General features: G+C 67.2%; 15 protein-coding genes. 2 read left to right on the forward strand and 13 right to left on the reverse strand.

Going from position 1 to position 18,110, the window contains the following annotated elements; all coding sequences use genetic code 11:
• Positions 1–20: 20 nt before the first annotated feature.
• The 6 genes from G6N23_RS16730 to G6N23_RS16755 all read right to left on the reverse strand — a co-directional run bounded on the left by G6N23_RS16730 (position 21) and on the right by G6N23_RS16755 (position 6,134).
• On the reverse strand, positions 21–824 hold the full coding sequence (locus tag G6N23_RS16730; RefSeq protein WP_085258911.1) for an SHOCT domain-containing protein: 804 nt from the start codon (positions 822–824) through the stop codon (positions 21–23).
• A 116-nt stretch (positions 825–940) separates the two neighbouring features.
• Positions 941–2,131 carry an elongation factor Tu gene (gene tuf / locus G6N23_RS16735; RefSeq protein WP_085258910.1) on the reverse strand — a complete coding sequence of 397 codons (1,191 nt, stop codon included), beginning with the start codon at positions 2,129–2,131 and terminating at the stop codon, positions 941–943.
• 89 nt (positions 2,132–2,220) lie between these two features.
• The gene (gene fusA, locus G6N23_RS16740) at positions 2,221–4,272 is read right to left on the reverse strand and encodes an elongation factor G (protein ID WP_234808456.1); all 2,052 of its coding nucleotides are present in this window, start codon (positions 4,270–4,272) and stop codon (positions 2,221–2,223) included.
• A 133-nt stretch (positions 4,273–4,405) separates the two neighbouring features.
• The gene (rpsG, locus tag G6N23_RS16745; RefSeq protein ID WP_064855607.1) at positions 4,406–4,876 is read right to left on the reverse strand and encodes a 30S ribosomal protein S7; all 471 of its coding nucleotides are present in this window, start codon (positions 4,874–4,876) and stop codon (positions 4,406–4,408) included.
• Complete coding sequence (gene rpsL / locus G6N23_RS16750; RefSeq protein WP_085258908.1) at positions 4,876–5,250, reverse strand: 30S ribosomal protein S12; 375 nt, start codon at positions 5,248–5,250, stop codon at positions 4,876–4,878. The genes rpsG and rpsL overlap by 1 nt, the downstream gene beginning before the upstream one ends.
• A gap of 254 nt (positions 5,251–5,504) precedes the next feature.
• Complete coding sequence (locus G6N23_RS16755; protein WP_085258907.1) at positions 5,505–6,134, reverse strand: TetR/AcrR family transcriptional regulator; 630 nt, start codon at positions 6,132–6,134, stop codon at positions 5,505–5,507.
• A 143-nt stretch (positions 6,135–6,277) separates the two neighbouring features.
• Here G6N23_RS16755 and G6N23_RS16760 point away from each other — a divergent pair, with 143 nt between their 5' ends.
• Both G6N23_RS16760 and G6N23_RS16765 read left to right on the forward strand, forming a co-directional pair.
• Positions 6,278–6,643 (forward strand): DUF3060 domain-containing protein, encoded by a 366-nt coding sequence (locus G6N23_RS16760; protein WP_085258906.1) that lies wholly within the window; start codon positions 6,278–6,280, stop codon positions 6,641–6,643.
• 104 nt (positions 6,644–6,747) lie between these two features.
• A complete protein-coding gene (locus G6N23_RS16765) occupies positions 6,748–7,032 on the forward strand; it encodes a DUF3060 domain-containing protein (protein WP_095174136.1) in 285 nt (94 codons plus the stop codon).
• 16 nt (positions 7,033–7,048) lie between these two features.
• Here the strand turns inward: G6N23_RS16765 and G6N23_RS16770 are convergent, their stop codons facing one another.
• The 7 genes from G6N23_RS16770 to G6N23_RS16800 all read right to left on the reverse strand — a co-directional run bounded on the left by G6N23_RS16770 (position 7,049) and on the right by G6N23_RS16800 (position 18,078).
• Positions 7,049–7,813, reverse strand: a complete 765-nt coding sequence (locus G6N23_RS16770) for a crotonase/enoyl-CoA hydratase family protein (protein WP_085258904.1) — start codon at positions 7,811–7,813, stop codon at positions 7,049–7,051.
• Positions 7,813–8,547, reverse strand: a complete 735-nt coding sequence (locus G6N23_RS16775) for a PaaX family transcriptional regulator C-terminal domain-containing protein (protein ID WP_085258903.1) — start codon at positions 8,545–8,547, stop codon at positions 7,813–7,815. Before G6N23_RS16775 ends, G6N23_RS16770 begins: the two co-directional genes overlap by 1 nt.
• 10 nt (positions 8,548–8,557) lie before the next feature.
• A complete protein-coding gene (locus G6N23_RS16780; protein ID WP_085258902.1) occupies positions 8,558–9,493 on the reverse strand; it encodes a crotonase/enoyl-CoA hydratase family protein in 936 nt (311 codons plus the stop codon).
• A 42-nt stretch (positions 9,494–9,535) separates the two neighbouring features.
• Positions 9,536–11,185 (reverse strand): acyl-CoA dehydrogenase family protein, encoded by a 1,650-nt coding sequence (locus G6N23_RS16785; RefSeq protein WP_085258901.1) that lies wholly within the window; start codon positions 11,183–11,185, stop codon positions 9,536–9,538.
• 437 nt (positions 11,186–11,622) lie between these two features.
• Positions 11,623–12,381 carry a deoxyribonuclease IV gene (locus G6N23_RS16790; RefSeq protein WP_085258900.1) on the reverse strand — a complete coding sequence of 253 codons (759 nt, stop codon included), beginning with the start codon at positions 12,379–12,381 and terminating at the stop codon, positions 11,623–11,625.
• 119 nt (positions 12,382–12,500) lie between these two features.
• On the reverse strand, positions 12,501–13,976 hold the full coding sequence (locus G6N23_RS16795) for a glutamate-cysteine ligase family protein (protein ID WP_085258899.1): 1,476 nt from the start codon (positions 13,974–13,976) through the stop codon (positions 12,501–12,503).
• Between the two features lie 151 nt (positions 13,977–14,127).
• Positions 14,128–18,078: a DNA-directed RNA polymerase subunit beta' gene (locus G6N23_RS16800; RefSeq protein ID WP_085258898.1), complete on the reverse strand. Its 3,951-nt coding sequence runs from the start codon at positions 18,076–18,078 to the stop codon at positions 14,128–14,130.
• Positions 18,079–18,110: the final 32 nt, after the last annotated feature.

Raw genomic sequence — 18,110 nt, forward strand, 5'->3', positions numbered from 1 at the left:
TTCTACTGCCGGTGAACCTTTCACAACTCAGCGATGATCTGCCGGCGTTTCTGCGCGTATTCCTCGTCGGTGAGGACGCCCTGTTTGCGCAAGGCGTCCAATTCCTGCAGGCGTTCCCCGGCAGACCGCGTCTGGACGGCCTCCTGGGCCGGCGCCCCGGCGCTCTGCTCGGCGGCCCGCCTGACCACCGCGGCCACCTGCTGGCGCACCGCCGGGTTGGAGCGGATGTCGATCGTGCCCTGCACCGGTATGCCGTTGGCCCGCAGGATCTGGAAAATCTCCATCAGCGGCCCGTCCTGGCCGGCCAGGTCATAGGTCTGGTTGTCCTCGGCGAGGGTGAACCGGGCGGGCGCCGTACCGCTCAGCAGAGCACTGCGCTGCCAGTCGATCCGGTAGCTATTTGTGGTGGGGTCGACGAGGACGGCCAGCTTGCGCCCGGAGATCAGCGGCATGCGGGTCACCGAGGCGATCACCCGGTCCTGGGTGTCGAAGGGCGCCAGGCCCGCTCCCTCGATATGCAGGTCGAGTTTGACCAGCGGTTGGTCGTTGATCCGGGTGCCGGTCTCGTGAATACCGGTCACCTGCGCCAGGGCCAGCACGCCGTTTTGCTCCAGGAAGCGGGTCTTGGCCGCCGACTTCGTACCGAAGTCGGTCAACACCAACGCGACCAGGACGTCGCAGAACGTGACCAGCAGCCCGGTGTAGAACATCCATTTCAGGTCCGCCTGCTGCCCGGTCGCGAAGAACACGACCAGGAAGATCGGCCCGACCAGGCCGCCGAAGCCCAGCACCATGGCCTGGGCTTTGACGTAGCGCCACAACATGTGCGACACACTAGCGCCGGTCACCCGGCGAGCAAACGCAAAAACCCCCATTCCACACGGGAAAGGGGGTCTTCGCTGGGGCGCCTCCCGCTTGCGGGAGGCTGGTCGTACAGGTACTACTTGATGATCTTGGTGACCCGGCCGGCGCCGACGGTGCGACCACCCTCACGGATGGCGAACCGCAGACCCTCGTCCATGGCCACGGGCTGGATCAGCTTCACGCTCATCTCGGTGTTGTCACCGGGCATCACCATCTCGGTGCCCTCCGGCAGGCTCACCACACCGGTCACGTCGGTGGTGCGGAAGTAGAACTGCGGACGGTAGTTGGTGAAGAACGGCGTGTGGCGACCACCCTCGTCCTTGGACAGGATGTAGGCCTGGCCCTCGAACTCGGTGTGCGGGGTGGTGGTGCCGGGCTTGACCACAACCTGACCCCGCTCGACGTCCTCACGCTTGATACCGCGGATCAGCAGACCGACGTTGTCACCGGCCTGGCCCTGGTCCAGCAGCTTGCGGAACATCTCGACACCGGTCACGGTGGTCTTGGTGACGGTCGTCTTGATACCGACGATCTCGACGTCCTCGTTGACGTTGATCACGCCGCGCTCGACACGACCGGTGACCACGGTGCCACGACCGGTGATGGTGAAGACGTCCTCGACCGGCATCAGGAACGGCTTGTCGGTGTCGCGCACCGGGTCCGGGATGGACTCGTCGACGGCCTCCATCAGGTCCTGGACGGACTTGACCCACTTCTCGTCGCCCTCGAGCGCCTTCAGAGCCGACACCCGGACCACCGGGGCGTCCTCGTCGAACTCCTGGGCGGCCAGCAGCTCGCGGACCTCCAGCTCGACGAGCTCGAGGAGCTCCTCGTCGTCGACCATGTCGGACTTGTTCAGCGCCACCAGGATGTAGGGCACGCCGACCTGACGGGCCAGCAGCACGTGCTCACGGGTCTGCGGCATCGGGCCGTCGGTGGCCGCGACCACCAGGATCGCGCCGTCCATCTGGGCGGCACCGGTGATCATGTTCTTGATGTAGTCGGCGTGGCCCGGCGCGTCGACGTGGGCGTAGTGCCGCTTCTCGGTCTGGTACTCCACGTGGGAGATATTGATCGTGATACCGCGCTGACGCTCCTCGGGAGCGTTGTCGATCTGGTCGAATGCACGCGACTCGTTCAGGTCCGGGTACTTGTCGTGCAGAACCTTGGTGATAGCCGCGGTCAGCGTGGTCTTGCCGTGGTCAACGTGACCGATGGTCCCGATGTTGACGTGCGGCTTCGTCCGCTCGAACTTCGCCTTCGCCACTTCTTGTCCTCCTGGACTTGTTGGTGCTGGGTTACAGCAGGATTGATCTTTTTAGTTTGTGCCACCGTAGCGGCACGGGCAGATGGTGCTTATTCGCCCGTCGCCTTCGCGATAATCTCCTTCGCCACCTGCGCCGGCACTTCGGCGTAGGAGTCGAACACCATGGAGTAGTTCGCCCGGCCCTGGGTCTTCGACCGGAGGTCTCCGACGTAGCCGAACATCTCCGACAGCGGAACCTGCGCCTTGACGACACGCGCACCGCTGCGCTCCTCCATGGCCTGGATCTGACCACGGCGGGAGTTCAGGTCGCCGATCACATCGCCCATGTAGTCCTCGGGCGTGGTGACCTCGACGGCCATGATCGGTTCCAGGATCACCGGCTGCGCTGCTGCGGCAGCCTTCTTCAGCGCCTGCGAGCCGGCCACCTTGAAGGCCATCTCGGAGGAGTCGACGTCGTGGTACTGACCGTCGAGCAGGGTGACCTTCAGGTTGACCAGCGGGTAGCCGGCCAGCACGCCGTACTGCATGGCGTCCTGGGCGCCGGCGTCCACCGCCGGGATGTACTCGCGGGGCACCCGGCCACCGGTGACCTTGTTCTCGAACTCGTAGGTCGCGCCGTCCTCGCCGGTGAACGGCTCGAGGCTGATCAGGACCTTGGCGAACTGACCCGAGCCACCCGTCTGCTTCTTGTGGGTGTACTCGACCTTCTCCACCGTGCGCTTGATGGTCTCCTTGTAGGCCACCTGCGGCTTACCGACGTTGGCCTCGACCTTGAACTCGCGGCGCATCCGGTCCACCAGGATGTCCAGGTGCAACTCACCCATCCCGCCGATCACGGTCTGGCCGGTCTCGGAGTCCAGGTGCACCTTGAAGGTCGGGTCTTCCTCGGCCAGCTTCTGGATCGCCAGGCCCAGCTTCTCCTGGTCGCTCTTGGTCTTCGGCTCGATGGCGACCTCGATGACCGGGGCCGGGAACGTCATCGACTCCAGCACGATCTGCTTGTTCGGGTCGCACAGCGTGTCGCCGGTGGTGGTGTCCTTGAGGCCGATCACCGCGTAGATGTGGCCGGCGGAGACCGATTCGACCGGGTTCTCCTTGTTGGAGTGCATCTGGAACAGCTTGCCCAGCCGCTCCTTCTTGCCCTTGGTCGAGTTGATCACCTGGGCGCCGGACTCCACCTTGCCGGAGTACACCCGCACGTAGGTCAGCTTGCCGAAGAACGGGTGCACCGCGATCTTGAAGGCCAGCGCCGAGAACGGCTCGTCGATGCTGGGCTTGCGGCTGATGACCTCGTCTTCTTTGCCGGGCACGTGGCCCTGCACCGACTCGACGTCCAGCGGCGACGGCAGGTAGTCGATCACGGCGTCCAGCATCGGCTGGACACCCTTGTTCTTGAACGCGCTGCCGCACAGCACCGGGTACAGCTCCGAAGAGACCGTCAGCTTGCGGATACCGGCCTTGATCTCCTCGACCGAGAGCTCCTCGCCGCCGAAGTACTTCTCCAGCAGCGCCTCGTCGGTCTCGGCGACGGCCTCCAGCAGGGCGGTCCGGTACTCGGCAGCCTTGTCGGCCAGGTCGGCCGGGATCTCGATGGTCTCGTAGGTCTCACCGAGCTTGGTCTCACCGCGCCAGACCTTGGCGTTCATCTCGACCAGGTCGACGATGCCCTCGAAGTCGTTCTCCGCGCCGATCGGCAGCTGGATGACAAGGGGAGTCGCACCCAGCCTTTCCTTGATGGTGCGCACGGTGAAGTAGAAGTCCGCGCCCAGCTTGTCCATCTTGTTGACGAAGCAGATCCGGGGCACGTCGTACTTGTCGGCCTGCCGCCACACCTGCTCGGACTGCGGCTCGACGCCCTCCTTGCCGTCGAACACGGCTACCGCACCGTCGAGGACACGCAGGGACCGCTCCACCTCGACGGTGAAGTCGACGTGGCCCGGGGTGTCGATGATGTTGATCTGGTTGTTGTTCCAGAAGCAGGTCACCGCGGCCGAGGTGATGGTGATGCCGCGCTCCTGCTCCTGCTCCATCCAGTCGGTGGTCGAGGCGCCGTCGTGCGTTTCACCGATCTTGTAATTGACACCGGTGTAGTACAGGATCCGCTCGGTCGTCGTCGTCTTGCCGGCATCGATGTGCGCCATGATGCCGATGTTGCGGACCTTGTTCAGGTCGGTGAGCACGTCCTGTGCCACAGCAGTCTTCCCACTCTTTCGATAACTTCAATTGCTTGTCTTGCCATCGCCCGGGCCGGGTCCGGTGGCTACACCGGCAAGATCACCAGCGGTAGTGCGCGAAGGCCCGGTTCGCCTCGGCCATCTTGTGGGTGTCCTCACGGCGCTTCACCGCGGCACCCAGCCCGTTGCTGGCATCGAGGATCTCGTTGGCGAGACGCTCGACCATGGTCTTCTCGCGACGGGCCTTGGAGAAGCTGACCAGCCAACGCAGGGCCAGCGTGGTGGAGCGCTCGGGGCGCACCTCGACCGGTACCTGGTAGGTGGCGCCACCGACACGGCGGCTGCGCACCTCGAGGGCCGGCTTGACGTTGTCCAGCGCACGCTTGAGCGTCACGACCGGGTCGGTGCCGGTCTTGTCGCGAGCCTGCTCCAGCGCGCCGTAGACGATGCGCTCGGCCAGCGACTTCTTGCCGTCCAGCAGCACCTTGTTGACCAGCTGGGTGACCAGCTGCGACCCGTAGACCGGGTCGGAGACCAGGGGACGCTTCGGTGCGGGACCCTTGCGCGGCATCAGCTCTTCTCCTTCTTGGCGCCGTAGCGGCTGCGGGCCTGCTTGCGGCCCTTGACCCCCTGGGTGTCCAGCGAGCCGCGGATGATCTTGTAGCGCACACCCGGCAGGTCCTTCACCCGGCCACCACGCACCAGCACCATCGAGTGCTCCTGCAGGTTGTGGCCCTCGCCCGGGATGTAGGCGGTCACCTCGACCTGGCTGGTCAGCTTGACGCGGGCCACCTTGCGAAGCGCCGAGTTCGGCTTCTTCGGGGTGGTGGTGTACACGCGAGTGCACACGCCACGACGCTGCGGGCTGCCCTTGAGGGCCGCGGTCTTGACCTTGGCGACCTTGTCGCGGCGGCCCTTGCGGACCAGCTGCTGAATGGTTGGCATCTACCGGCTTCCTGTATCGCTGTTCGAACTCTGCAAAACTTGTCAGTCCTGTGCCCTACCGCTACCCGCGGTCGGGCGTGTCGCATGGGCCGGCCGCGGATCGCTCCGCTGCATAATGGACATGCGAATTGGGCCAGGCGCGCGCGTCATGTCACCAATACGCGCCTCGTGGCCAGGCACGAGCTACCACAATACCCGGCTGGACTCCGGCAGGTCAAAGCGCGTCGCCCCGGCCCCTCCGGCGTCCGCTACGGCTACCCGGTACGGCTCTCCATCGCCGAGGCCAGCCGGCGCACCATGTCGGAGAAGATCGCGTCGGTGTCGACGTCATCCATCACCCCGGTCATCTCCAGCAGCACGAATCCGTGCATCGCCGCCCAGAACTCCAATGCCGCGTGAAACGCCCGGTCACCGTCGAGCCCGTAGGACGCCAGCACCTCGATCACCGGTGCGGCGGCGCGGGTGGCCGCGGCGGTGTACTCCGGGTCCTCACCCCCCAGCGGCATCCGGGTGAAAGCCGAATAGCGGCCCGGGTGGTGGTGGGCGTAGCTGCGGTAGGCGCCGGCCATCACCAGCACCGCGTCGTCGCGGGCGCGGCCCTGGCCGACCTGGGTCAGCATCTCGAGGATGTCGTCGATGACCCGCATCCGCATCGCGCGGCGCAGGTCACCCAGGCTGTGCACGTGGTTGTACAGCGACGGGCCCTTGGTGCCCAGCTGGGTGGCCAGCGCATTGATGGTCAACGCGTCCCAGCCCTCGCGGTCCAGGAAATTCAGTGCCGCGTTGACGATGACGTCGCGACTCAGCTTGACCGGTCGCGCCCCCGATTTTCCGTTGGTACGCGAGCGACCGCCCGCCGCCGGCGGGTCTGGTCGAGCTGGCATGGCGTTCGCCCTTCGGGTGGTGGCCGGACTGGAGAGGTCAGCTAAGAACTCTAATCCACCGATAAGTAGGGGAACCCGCGTACGGCCGAGCCGGCGCGACGTAAGCTTTGCCGAGATCGCGTCCGGCGAGAGGGGCACGGGAGATGAAATGGACCGCGCTGGGTATGGCGCTGCTGTGCTCTGCCGCCGGTCTGGCCAGTGGCCTCCCGAACGCGAACGCCGTTCCCGGCGACATCCACGTCTACGGAGTGCACGAGACGCGCACGCTGGACTGCGACGGCGGCACCCTGTTCATCAACGGCGTCAACATCACCGTCCACGCGATGGGCAGCTGCTGGGCGGTGACCATGCAGGGCTCGCAGAACACCGTCATCGCCGACACCATCGTCAACGACGTCACCGTCTACGGCTACGACCAGACCGTCTACTACCACAACGGCGACCCTTTCCTGTTCGACCGCGGACGTGAGCTGGGCATGACCAACCGGCTCCAACGCGTACCGGCGTGACCGGCGATCGCCGCCGAAGTATCTGCGTCGCGATCACGACACTGTTTCTCGGCTTGGCCGGCTGCGACGCCTCGACGGAGGCGTCTCCCCCGAAGCGGCTGTCGATGAGCTCGAACGTCAACACCATCCATTACGGCTCGTTCGGGACGACGTCGGCGGTGGACTGCGCCGACGGCAAGTCATTGAACGTGGCCGGATCCAACAACCGGTTGACCGTCCGGGGCCGCTGCGCGACGGTGGATGTCGCGGGTGCCGACAACCGGATCACCCTCGAGCGGGTCGACAAGTCGCTGACCGTCACCGGGCTCAACAACTCCGTCACCTACCACGGCGGCGAGCCGACGGTGGACGATCGCGGGTCGGGCAACACCATCGCCGAAAAGCGTTGACCTGGTTGAGCTCAGGTCAGGCTTTGGAGCCGTGCCGGCCGGCGCCGCCGGCGAACCGGCCCGCCCCGTGCACCGCCTCTTCGGCCACCCTGGAGAGGCTGGCGAATTCCTGATCAATCGCATGGGCTTCGGTCATCCCCCACTGCCGCAGCGCCGAGAGCCGATCCGAGCGCAGACAACCCTGCGGTAGCTCGGCGAGTTCGGCGGCCAATTGCTCGGCTGCGTTGCGGCCCTGGCCTTTCGGCACCACCCGGTTGGCCAACCCGATCGCGTGCGCCTCGTCGGCGTCCACCGCGCGGCCGGTGAGGATCATGTCCATGGCGCGGCTGTGACCGATCAGCCGGGGCAAGCGCACCGTGCCGCCGTCGATGAGCGGCACCCCCCAGCGCCGGCAGAACACGCCGAACACGGCGTCGGCCTCGGCGACCCGCATGTCACACCAGAGCGCCAACTCCAGGCCCCCGGCCACCGCATACCCGCTCACCGCGGCGATCACCGGCTTGGACAGCGTCATCCGGGTCGGGCCCATCGGCCCCGGCCCGGTGCGGTGGGTCTGATTGGCCTTCTCGGTGCCGAATGCTTTGAGATCTGCTCCCGCGCAGAAGGTTCCGTTATCCCCCCACAGCACCGCCACCGACGCGGTGTCGTCGCGATCGAAGTCGGCGAAGGCCTGATACAGCGCGGCCGCGGTCGGCCCGTCTACGGCGTTGCGTGCCTGCGGCCGGTTCAGGATCACCGTGGTCACCGCACCGCTGCGCTCCACCCGCACCGAATCCGTCATCAGGGCACCTCCGCCGTTCGACCCGCATCGCGCCGTTCCGCCACTTCGTCGACGAACTCCGCGTAGCGACTGCGGATCCGCTCTCCCGGCCAGCCCGGCGGCAGCAGTTCGGCCGGCAGCACCGGGTCGCGGCGCAGGTGGCGGACCATGGCCGCGGCGACGGTGAAGCGGTCGGGGACGTCGGAGGCCTGTGCCATCTCGGCGAGCAGCCCCTCACCGGTGGCCGCCCAGTCGGCCAGGTCCCACAGCCGGCCGGCGAGTTCGGCCGGTTGTTCGTCGCGGGCGGTGAGCAGCCGGGTGTGGGAAGCCAGCTCATCGCCGAGGTCGACGTCGATGTTGTCCGGCCGCATCCAGATCCCTTCGCGCAGCTCGGCGAATCGCCGCTCGGTGAGGCCGGACCGCAATGCGGCCCGGGTCCGGGGGTCGCAGCCGACGCTGGTGATCACCACGGCAAGCCAGTCGCCACCCCAGCGCCGGGTGCGCGGATTCAGCGCCTCGTCCTGTCGGCGCTGACGTTCCAGCAGACGTTCGGCGAGCCCGTAGCCCTCCGCGGAGCGGACCAGGTCCCCGGCGGCGACCAGCCGGGTCAGCGCCACTCGCATAGCGGTTTCCTTGATACCGAAACCCGCTGTGAGCCTGAGGAGTTCAGCTGAGCTGGCCGAGGCGGGATGGGCACCCAGCAGCACCGACAGCACCACCGATCGGGCCGTCATGCGAACGGGCGGGTCGGCCATCTCGCGCGCCCTAGACCCCGGATGTCCGTCGGCCGTAGTCCCCGAACGGCTCGTCGCGGTGCCGCACCGCGTCGCGGAAACCGTGCGCCACCGCGTCGGCGACGAACGCGTGCCCCTCCGGGGTGTGCCGTGCGACCCCGTCGAAGACGGTGCTGACCATCCGGCTGGTGGCCACACCCTGTTGCAGCAGCGCGGTGTTGAGCGCGAGCTTGGCCATGATCAACTGGTTGACCGGCATGGCGGCGATGCGGCCCACCAGGCGTTCGGTGCGCTCGTCGAGATCAGCCGGGTCGGGAGCCTCGATCGCCAGCCCCCATTCGGCGGCTTGCGCGCCGGTGATGCAATCCCCGGTCAGCAGAAGGCGTTTGGCGCGCTGGTCGCCGAGCCGGTGCGCCCAGAGCCCGGCCGCCGGCACTCCCCATACCCGCATCGGCGGGTAGCCGATCTTGGCGTCCGAGGCTGCGATCACCTGGTCGGCGTGTAGTGCGATATCGGTGCCGCCGGCCACGCAGTAGCCGTGAATCTTGACCACGGTCGGCTTGTCGGCGTGCATCAGCGAGGCGAAGCCCCGGACGAAACGGCTCATCATCTGGTAGTCGATCATCGGATCCCAGGGCTGGTCCGAGCGATGATTGACCGCCTGGACCTTGCCGTCGAGCACACTGCCCCGGTAGTTCTCGCCGCCGGCCGACGACGACCCGTCGGCGTAGGCGCCCAGGTCGAAGCCGGCGCAGAACCCCTCGCCGCGACCGGACACCAGGATCACATGCACATTCGGGTCGAGGTCGGCGCGCTCCACCAGGGCCGACAGCTCCAGTGGGGTGTCGGCGGTGATCGCGTTGCCCTTCTCCGGGCGGTTGAAGGTGATCCGGGCGATGCGGTCGGTGACCTCGTAGGTCATCGTTCGCAGGTTGTCGAACTCGACCGGGGCAATGTGGTGCCGCATGGTGTCGCCTTTTCCTGACTGTTTACGACCCTTTGACGGCCTTTACGACCCTTTTACGACAGCACGCTCGAGGATCGGCCCGAGGTCCAGGCCCGCGGGAAGCGTACCGAACGCCCCGCCCCATTGGCCGCCGAATCGCGTGGCCAGAAACGCCTCGGCGACAGCCGGGTGGCCGTGGCGCACCAGCAGCGTGCCCTGCAGCGCCAGGCAGATGTCCTCGGCGATCTTGCGGGCCCGGTACTGCGCGCCGGCGAGATCGCGTCCGTCGCCGAGGTCACCCAGCTGCGCCTTGAGGCTGTCGAGGTGCGCGTCCAGGCGGCGGTCCTGCCCGGCGGCGCCGGCCAGCTCGTCGAAGAGCACGGCCACCGAGTCGGGCTGGGTGGCCAGCGCCCGCAGCGTGTCCAGGGCGCTGACGTTGCCGGAGCCCTCCCAGATGCCCATCAGCGGCGCCTCCCGGTACAGCCGCGGCATCAACGAGTCCTCGATATAGCCGTTGCCGCCCAGGCATTCCATCGCCTCGGCGGCGTGCGGGGTGGCGCGCTTGCAGACCCAGTACTTGGTGGCCGCCAGGCCGATCCGGCGCAGCAACCCCTCCCGGTCGTCGCCCTGAACCGCCTTGTCGGTGGCGCCGGCCATCCGCATGGTCACCATGGTGGCCGCTTCGGCCTCCACCGCCAGGTCGGCCAGCACATTGCGCATCAGCGGCTGGTCGATCAGGTAGGCGCCGAACGCTTTCCGGTGCTGCGCGTGGTAGATGGCGCGGGCCAGCCCCATCCGCATGCTGGTGGCGCTGCCCAGCGCGCAGTCCAGCCGGGTGAGGTTGACCATCTCGATGATGACCGAGACGCCGCGGCCCTCCTCACCGACCAGCCACGCGGTGGCGCCGTCGTACTCGATCTCACTGGAGGCGTTGGCGTGGTTGCCGAGCTTGTCTTTGAGCCGCTGCAGCCGCATCCGGTTGCGGGTGCCGTCGGGCAGCACTCGCGGCAGGAAGAAGCAGCTCAGGCCGCCGGGCGCCTGCGCCAGCACCAGGAACACGTCGCACATCGGCGCCGAGGTGAACCACTTGTGTCCGGTCAGGGTGTAGCTGCCGTCATCGTTCGGCACCGCGGCGGTGGTGCCCGCGCGCACATCCGAGCCGCCCTGCTTCTCGGTCATCGACATGCCCGCGGTGATGCCGGCCTTGGTCGCGGGCACCTTCAGCACCGGGTCGTAGTCCCGGCTGGTCAACAGCGGCTCGTAGGTTTTCGACAGTTCCTGGTTGTAGCGCAGCGCCGGGATGACCGCATAGGTCATCGAGATCGGACACATGTGGCCGGGTTCGGCGGTCCACACCCCGGTCTGGGCGGCACGCACCACGTGGGCGCCCGGCCGGGGGTCGGCCCACGGCGCGGCGTGCAGGCCGTGGGCGATCGCGGTGCGCATCAGCTCGTGGTATGCCGGGTCGTATTCCACTTCGTCGATGCGGTTACCGACGACGTCGTGGGTGTGCAGGATCGGCCGGTTGCGATCGGCGAGCTCACCCCAGCGCTGGGTCTGGGCCGAGCCGGAGATCGCGCCGAGGTCGGTGACTTCGTCGACGCCCCACTGACCGCCCTCGCGGATGAGCGCCTCGATGAGGACCGGCGACGACGCCGGGTTGTAGCCCTCCAGCGGAGAGACCTGATTGGTGACGATGTGCGTGTCGGCCATACCGCAGTATTACAGTTTTTCGACGCACGCACAATGGATGTAACTCTAGTTATGCCCGACAAATAAAACGGCGGTCACGGCCCGAGGTCGGGAGGTTCCAGGCCGTGACCGCCGCGTCTGTGGGTGCCGCGCTAGGGGTTGCTCATTCCCGCCGCACCGCAGCGGTGGCGCTCAGTCATCAGGGATCCTTTAGCCGGAATGAACGTGCAAGCCGCCCTTGCTGGCGAGGCCATAGCAAATTAATAGCACACCACCAACCACTTGTCATCTGTTTCAAGGGTAACCAATCAATGCGGATGGTTTTAGGCCGACTAGAAAGTGATCGGTCTGAGTGTGACGCCGGCCTGCGGCATGACAAAGCCACTGATCGACAGCCTGGAACCCCACCCCGAGATTCGCCCCTCACCAGCGCCGGAACCTCCCGAGACCCGCCGGAATCAGTCGACGTGTTCTTTCAGGAACGCGATATCAGCCTTGCGGCCCTCGTCGGCGGTCTCGCAGATGACCGGGGCGCCGGCCGCCTTGACCACCGCGACCAACAGCTCGGGGTCGATCTGGCCGGTACCGAAGTTGGCGTGCCGGTCCCGGCCGGAGCCGGCGGCGTCCTTGGAGTCGTTGCAGTGCACCAGGTCGATGCGTCCGGTGATGGCCTTGATCCGCTCCACCGCGTCGGCCAGCTTCTCGCCGGCCGCCCAGGTGTGGCAGGTGTCCAGGCAGAACCCGACGCCGGTGTCGCCGATGTGGTCCCACAGCTCGGCGATGGTGTCGAAGCGCCGGGCCATCGCGTGCTCGCCGCCGGCGGTGTTCTCCAGATACACCGGGACGGTCGTCTCCAGCCGGTCCAGCGCCTTGCGCCAGCGGATGAAGCCGGCCTGCGCATCGTCGTCGTCGGCGGTCACATGCCCGCCGTGCACGATCACCGCGGCGGCGCCGATGTCGGCGGCGGCGTCACAGGTCTGTTGCAGGACGTTGCGCGAGGGAATGCGCACCCGGTTGTTCGGCGACGCCACGTTGATCAGGTACGGGGCATGCACGTAGATCGGCAGCGCCGCCTGTCGCAGGCGCTCGGCGTCCTCGCGCGGTTTGGGCGGCTTCCAGCTCTGCGGGTTGCCGAGGAAGATCTGCACCACATCGGCGCCGTCCGCCTCCGCGGCGGCCAACGGATCAGCGGGGCGCACGTGGGAACCGATCAACACGGCGGTCAGCCTAGTTCGGCGACGATGCGGGCGAGGGACGAGCCCGCTGAGAAGCCGGACCAGAAGACTAGTTCGGCGACGATGCGGGCGAGGGACGAGCCCGCTGAGAAGCCGAACCGTCAGGCCAGTTCCCAGGTGTGTACCGGCTGATTGGTGTGCATGTGCGCGCAGTAGCGCCGCAGCATCTCCACCAGGGCGTCCGGCCGGCTCGCCCCCTGCGCCTGCAACGCCTGGACCGTCGACACCTGCCAGGTGGCGCCGTTGCGCCCCGAGGCGACCCGGCCCTCGATGATGCCGAGGAACCGCTCCGACACCTCCGGCGCCACCCCCCACTCGTCGAGGCCCTGCCGGGCCATCGGGAGCAGCTCGCGCCGGGTGAGCTCCTGCACGCCGACCTCACCCAGCTCCGGCCAGTACAGCCGGGCCTCCATGCCGTGGCGGGCGGCCGCGCGGAAGTTGTCGTGGGCGACGGCGAAACTCATCTGGGTCCACAACGGCCGTCGCTCCCGGGCCATCCTGCGCAGCAGTCCGTAGTAGAAGATCGCGTTGGCCAGCATGTCGGCGACCGTGGGCCCCGACGGCAGCACCCGGTTCTCCACCCGCAGGTGGGGCCGTCCGTCGACGACGTCATAAACCGGCCGGTTCCACCGATACACCGTCCCGTTGTGCAGGCGCAGCTCGGCCAGCTGCGGTGTGCGGCCCTGCGCCAGCTCGGCGACCGGATCCTCCTCGGAGACCTCCGGCAGCAGCGACGGGAAGTAGCGCACGTTCTCCTCGAAGAGGTCGAAGATCGAGGTGATCCACCGCTCGCCGAACCACACTCGCGGGCGCACCCCCTGGTTCTTCAGCTCGTCGGGTCGGGTGTCGGTGGATTGGGCGAACACCTCGACCCGGGTCTCCGCCCACAGCCGGTGGCCGAAGAAGTACGGCGAATTGGCACCCAGCGCCAGCTGCGGACCGGCCAGCACCTGGGCGGCGTTCCAATGGTCGGCGAACTGAGCCGGCGACACCTGAAGGTGCAACTGCATACTGGTGCACGCCGATTCCGGAGCGATGGTGGGCGCACGCAGGGTCAGGGGTTCGGGGCCGTCGATGTCGATGGCGAGATCTTCACCGCGCGCGGCGAAGATCGAATCGTTGAGCGCCGCATAGCGGGCCGAGTCGCTCATCCAATCACCGGTCAGGTGTTCGGGCATCAGCGTGGGCAGAATGCCGATCGTCACGATGCGTGCACCGTCGGCGTGGGCTTTGGCCTCCGCGGCATTGAGGCTGGCGCGCACCTCGGCCTCCAGCTCCAGGCCCAGCCGCCCGGGCAGTGGTCGGGGCGGGACGTTGAGTTCGATGTTGTAGGCACCCAGTTCGCGCTGATAGGCCGGATCGTCGATCGCGGCCAGCACGTCGGAATTCGCCATCACCGGCCGGTAGTCACCACCGACCAGGTTGGCCTCGATCTCCATGCCGGTCAGCGGCTGGTCGCAGTCGAAGCTGGACTGCGCCAGCATCGTCTCGAAGACGTCGAGGCACTGCTGGATCTTGCGCCGGTAGAGCTGACGTTGGGTGCGACTGTAGTCGGAGCTCTTGACCTCGTCCCCCATGCCCACGATGCAACCTGCTCGGCGCGGGCGCCGCAACCCGTGGCGGCCCGCCCGCACCCGCGACGGTCGGCTCACAACCCGTCCATCAGACGCGAAAGCCCCCATTTCGGCCTCGAAATGGGGGCTTTCGCGACTGCTCGCGCAGAAGGGACTAGCGGTAGTCGCTGTAACCGTAGTCGTCCAGCGGCACCGCGGCACCGGTGGCGGCGCCGAAGTCCGGGCTGTAGTACTGATCCTCGTAGGACGGGATCGTGTACGCAGCGGCCCGGGCCTCCTCGGTCGGCTGCACCGCGATGTTGCGGTACCGGTTGATGCCGGTGCCGGCCGGGATCAGCTTGCCGATGATCACGTTCTCCTTGAGGCCCTGCAGCTTGTCGCTGCGGCAGTTGATCGCCGCATCGGTCAGCACGCGGGTGGTCTCCTGGAACGACGCCGCGCTCAGCCACGAGTCGGTGGCCAGCGACGCCTTGGTGATACCCATCAGCACCGGACGCCCGGCCGCGGGCTCGCCGCCCTCGGCCACCACCCGACGGTTCTCCGTCTCGAACTCGGCCCGCTCGGTCAGCGAACCGGGCAGGAACTCCGTGGCGCCCGAGTCGATGATGGTCACCCGGCGCAGCATCTGCCGGACGATCACCTCGATGTGCTTGTCGTGGATCGACACACCCTGGGCCCGGTAGACCTGCTGGACCTCCTTGACGAGGTGGATCTGCACCTCGCGGGGGCCCTGCACGCGCAGCACCTCGTGCGGGTCGGCCGAACCCTCCATGAGCTGCTGGCCGACCTCGACGTGGTCACCGTCGGCCAGCAACCGCTCGGAGCCGTCCTCGTGCTTGAACACCCGCAGCCGCTGACGCTTGGGCAACTTGTCGTAGACCACTTCCTCGCCACCGTCGTCCGGCACGATCGTGATCTTGTAGAACTTCTCGCCCTCTTCGAGTTGCACCCGTCCGGCGACGTCGGCGATCGGCGCCTTGCCGCGCGGGATGCGGGCCTCGAACAGTTCCTGCACCCGTGGCAGACCGCCGGTGATGTCCTCACCGACACCACCCTGGTGGAAGGTGCGCATGGTCAGCTGGGTACCGGGCTCACCGATGGACTGGGCCGCGACGATGCCGACGGCCTCGCCGATGTCGACCAGCTTGCCGGTGGCCATCGACCGGCCGTAGCAGGTCGCGCACACGCCGGTTCCGGTGGCACAGGTCAGCACCGAGCGCACCTTGATCGCCGAGATACCGGCGCCCAGCAGGGCCTCGATCGACGGGTCGCCGAGGTCGTGGCCGCGCTCGATGACGACGTTGCCCTTCTCGTCGACCGCGTCGACCGCCAACGTGCGGGCGTACGCCGAGGTCTCGATGAACGGGTCGCGAATCAGCGATCCGTCCGCAGCGACCTCGGCCAGCTCCACCATGATGCCGCGCTCGGTGCCGCAGTCGTGCTCGCGCACGATCACGTCCTGCGACACGTCCACCAGACGACGGGTCAGGTAGCCCGAGTCGGCGGTACGCAACGCGGTGTCCGCCAAGCCCTTTCGGGCGCCGTGGGTGTTGATGAAGTACTCCAGCACCGTCAGGCCCTCACGGAACGAGGACTTGATCGGCCGCGGGATGAACTCACCCTTGGGGTTGGTCACCAAACCCTTCATGCCGGCCAGCGTCCGGGTCTGGGTGAAGTTACCCGTCGCACCGGAATCGACGATGGTGATGATCGGGTTGTCGGCCGGGTAGTGGTCACGCAGCGCCTGACCCACCTCCTCGGTGGCTTCCTTCCAGATCTCCACCAGCGCCTCGTTGCGCTCGTCGTGGTTGAGCGCGCCACGCTGGAACTGCTTTTCGACCTTGTCGGCGCGCTCCTCGTAGGAGTCCAAGATCTCCTTCTTGCGCGGCGGCACCAGCACGTCGGCCATCGAGACCGTGACCCCCGAACGGGTGGCCCAGTAGAAGCCGGCGTCCTTGAGCTTGTCCACGGTCTGGGCGACCACGATCATCGGGTAGCGCTCGGCCAGGTCGTTGATGATGACGGCCTGAACCTTCTTGTGCATCTGCTTGTTCACGAACGGATACCCGGTCGGCAGCAGCTCGTTGAACATCACCCGGCCCAGCGTGGTCTCGGCCATCCAGGCACCGCCCGGACGCCAGCCGTTCTCGCCGAACAGCTCGGTCTCGACCGCGGCCGGGGGCCGCAGCTGGTCCAGCCGCACCTTGATCTTGGCCCGCACCGAGAGCGCACCGCGGTCGACGGCCATGATCGCCTCGGCCGGCGAGGAGTACACGCCGCTCTCCGGGCGGTCCTTGGCGGCCGGAGTGTATTCGCCTGTGTCCCCTTCGACCTCGGTGGTCAGGTAGTACAGACCGGTCACCATGTCCAGTCGCGGCATGGCCAGCGGACGACCCGAGGCCGGCGACAGGATGTTGTTGGAAGACAGCATCAGGATGCGGGCCTCGGCCTGCGCCTCGGCGCTCAGCGGCAGGTGCACCGCCATCTGGTCACCGTCGAAGTCGGCGTTGAAGGCCTCACACACCAGCGGGTGCAGCTGAATGGCCTTGCCCTCCACCAGCTGCGGCTCGAAGGCCTGGATACCCAGGCGGTGCAGCGTGGGTGCACGGTTGAGCAGCACCGGGTGCTCGGCGATGACCTCTTCGAGGACATCCCACACCTGGGGCCGCTGCCGCTCCACCATCCGCTTGGCGCTCTTGATGTTCTGCGCGTGGTTCAGGTCGACCAGTCGCTTCATCACGAACGGCTTGAACAGCTCCAGCGCCATCAGCTTGGGCAGACCGCACTGGTGCAGCTTGAGCTGCGGACCGACCACGATGACCGAACGGCCCGAGTAGTCGACACGCTTACCGAGCAGGTTCTGCCGGAACCGGCCCTGCTTGCCCTTGAGCAGATCGGACAGCGACTTCAGCGGACGGTTGCCCGGGCCGGTGACCGGCCGGCCGCGACGGCCGTTGTCGAACAGCGCGTCGACGGACTCCTGCAGCATCCGCTTCTCGTTGTTGACGATGATCTCGGGCGCACCGAGGTCGATCAGTCGCTTCAACCGGTTGTTGCGGTTGATGACCCGGCGGTACAGGTCGTTGAGGTCGGACGTGGCGAACCGGCCACCGTCGAGCTGCACCATCGGGCGCAACTCCGGCGGGATCACCGGCACCGCGTCGAGCACCATGCCCATCGGGGAGTTGCCCGACTGCTGGAACGCGGCGACCACCTTGAGCCGCTTGAGGGCGCGAAGCTTCTTCTGCCCCTTGCCGTTCTTGATGGTGTCGCGCAGCGACTCGGCCTCGGCGTCGATGTCGAAGGTCTCGATCAGCTTCTGGATCGACTCCGCGCCCATCGCACCGGTGAAGTACTCGCCGTAGCGGTCGACCAGCTCCCGGTAGACGGTCTCGTCGACGATCAGCTGCTTGGGAGCCAGCTTGACGAAGGTGTCCCAGATGTTGTCGAGGCGGTCCAGCTCACGCTGGGCCCGGTCGCGCAGCTGACGCATCTCGCGCTCGCCGCCGTCGCGAACCTTGCGCCGCACATCGGCTTTCGCGCCCTCGGCCTCCAGCTCGGCCAGGTCGGCCTCCAACTTCTGGGCACGCGCCTCCAGGTCGGCGTCGCGCTGGTCCTCGACGGCCTTCTTCTCGACGACCATCTCGGCTTCCAGCGTGGACAGCTCGTTGTGGCGCATCTCGGTGTCGACGGCGGTGATGACGTAGGCCGCGAAGTAGATGATCTTCTCGAGGTCCTTGGGCGCCAGGTCCAGCAGGTAACCCAACCGGGACGGCACGCCCTTGAAGTACCAGATGTGGGTGACCGGGGCGGCCAGTTCGATATGGCCCATCCGCTCACGCCGCACCTTGGCGCGAGTCACCTCGACGCCGCAGCGCTCACAGATGATGCCCTTGAAGCGCACGCGCTTGTACTTGCCGCAGTAGCACTCCCAGTCGCGAGTCGGTCCGAAGATCTTCTCGCAGAACAGGCCGTCCTTCTCGGGCTTGAGCGTGCGGTAGTTGATGGTCTCCGGCTTCTTGACCTCGCCGTAGGACCATTGCCGGATGTCCTCCGCGGTCGCCAGGCCGATGCGGAGCTCATCGAAGAAGTTGACGTCTAGCACGTAACTCCCTTTCCCCTTGCGGGTTTAGTAAC

The sequence above is a fragment of the Mycolicibacter terrae genome (assembly GCF_010727125.1).
Lineage (GTDB): Bacteria > Actinomycetota > Actinomycetes > Mycobacteriales > Mycobacteriaceae > Mycobacterium > Mycobacterium terrae.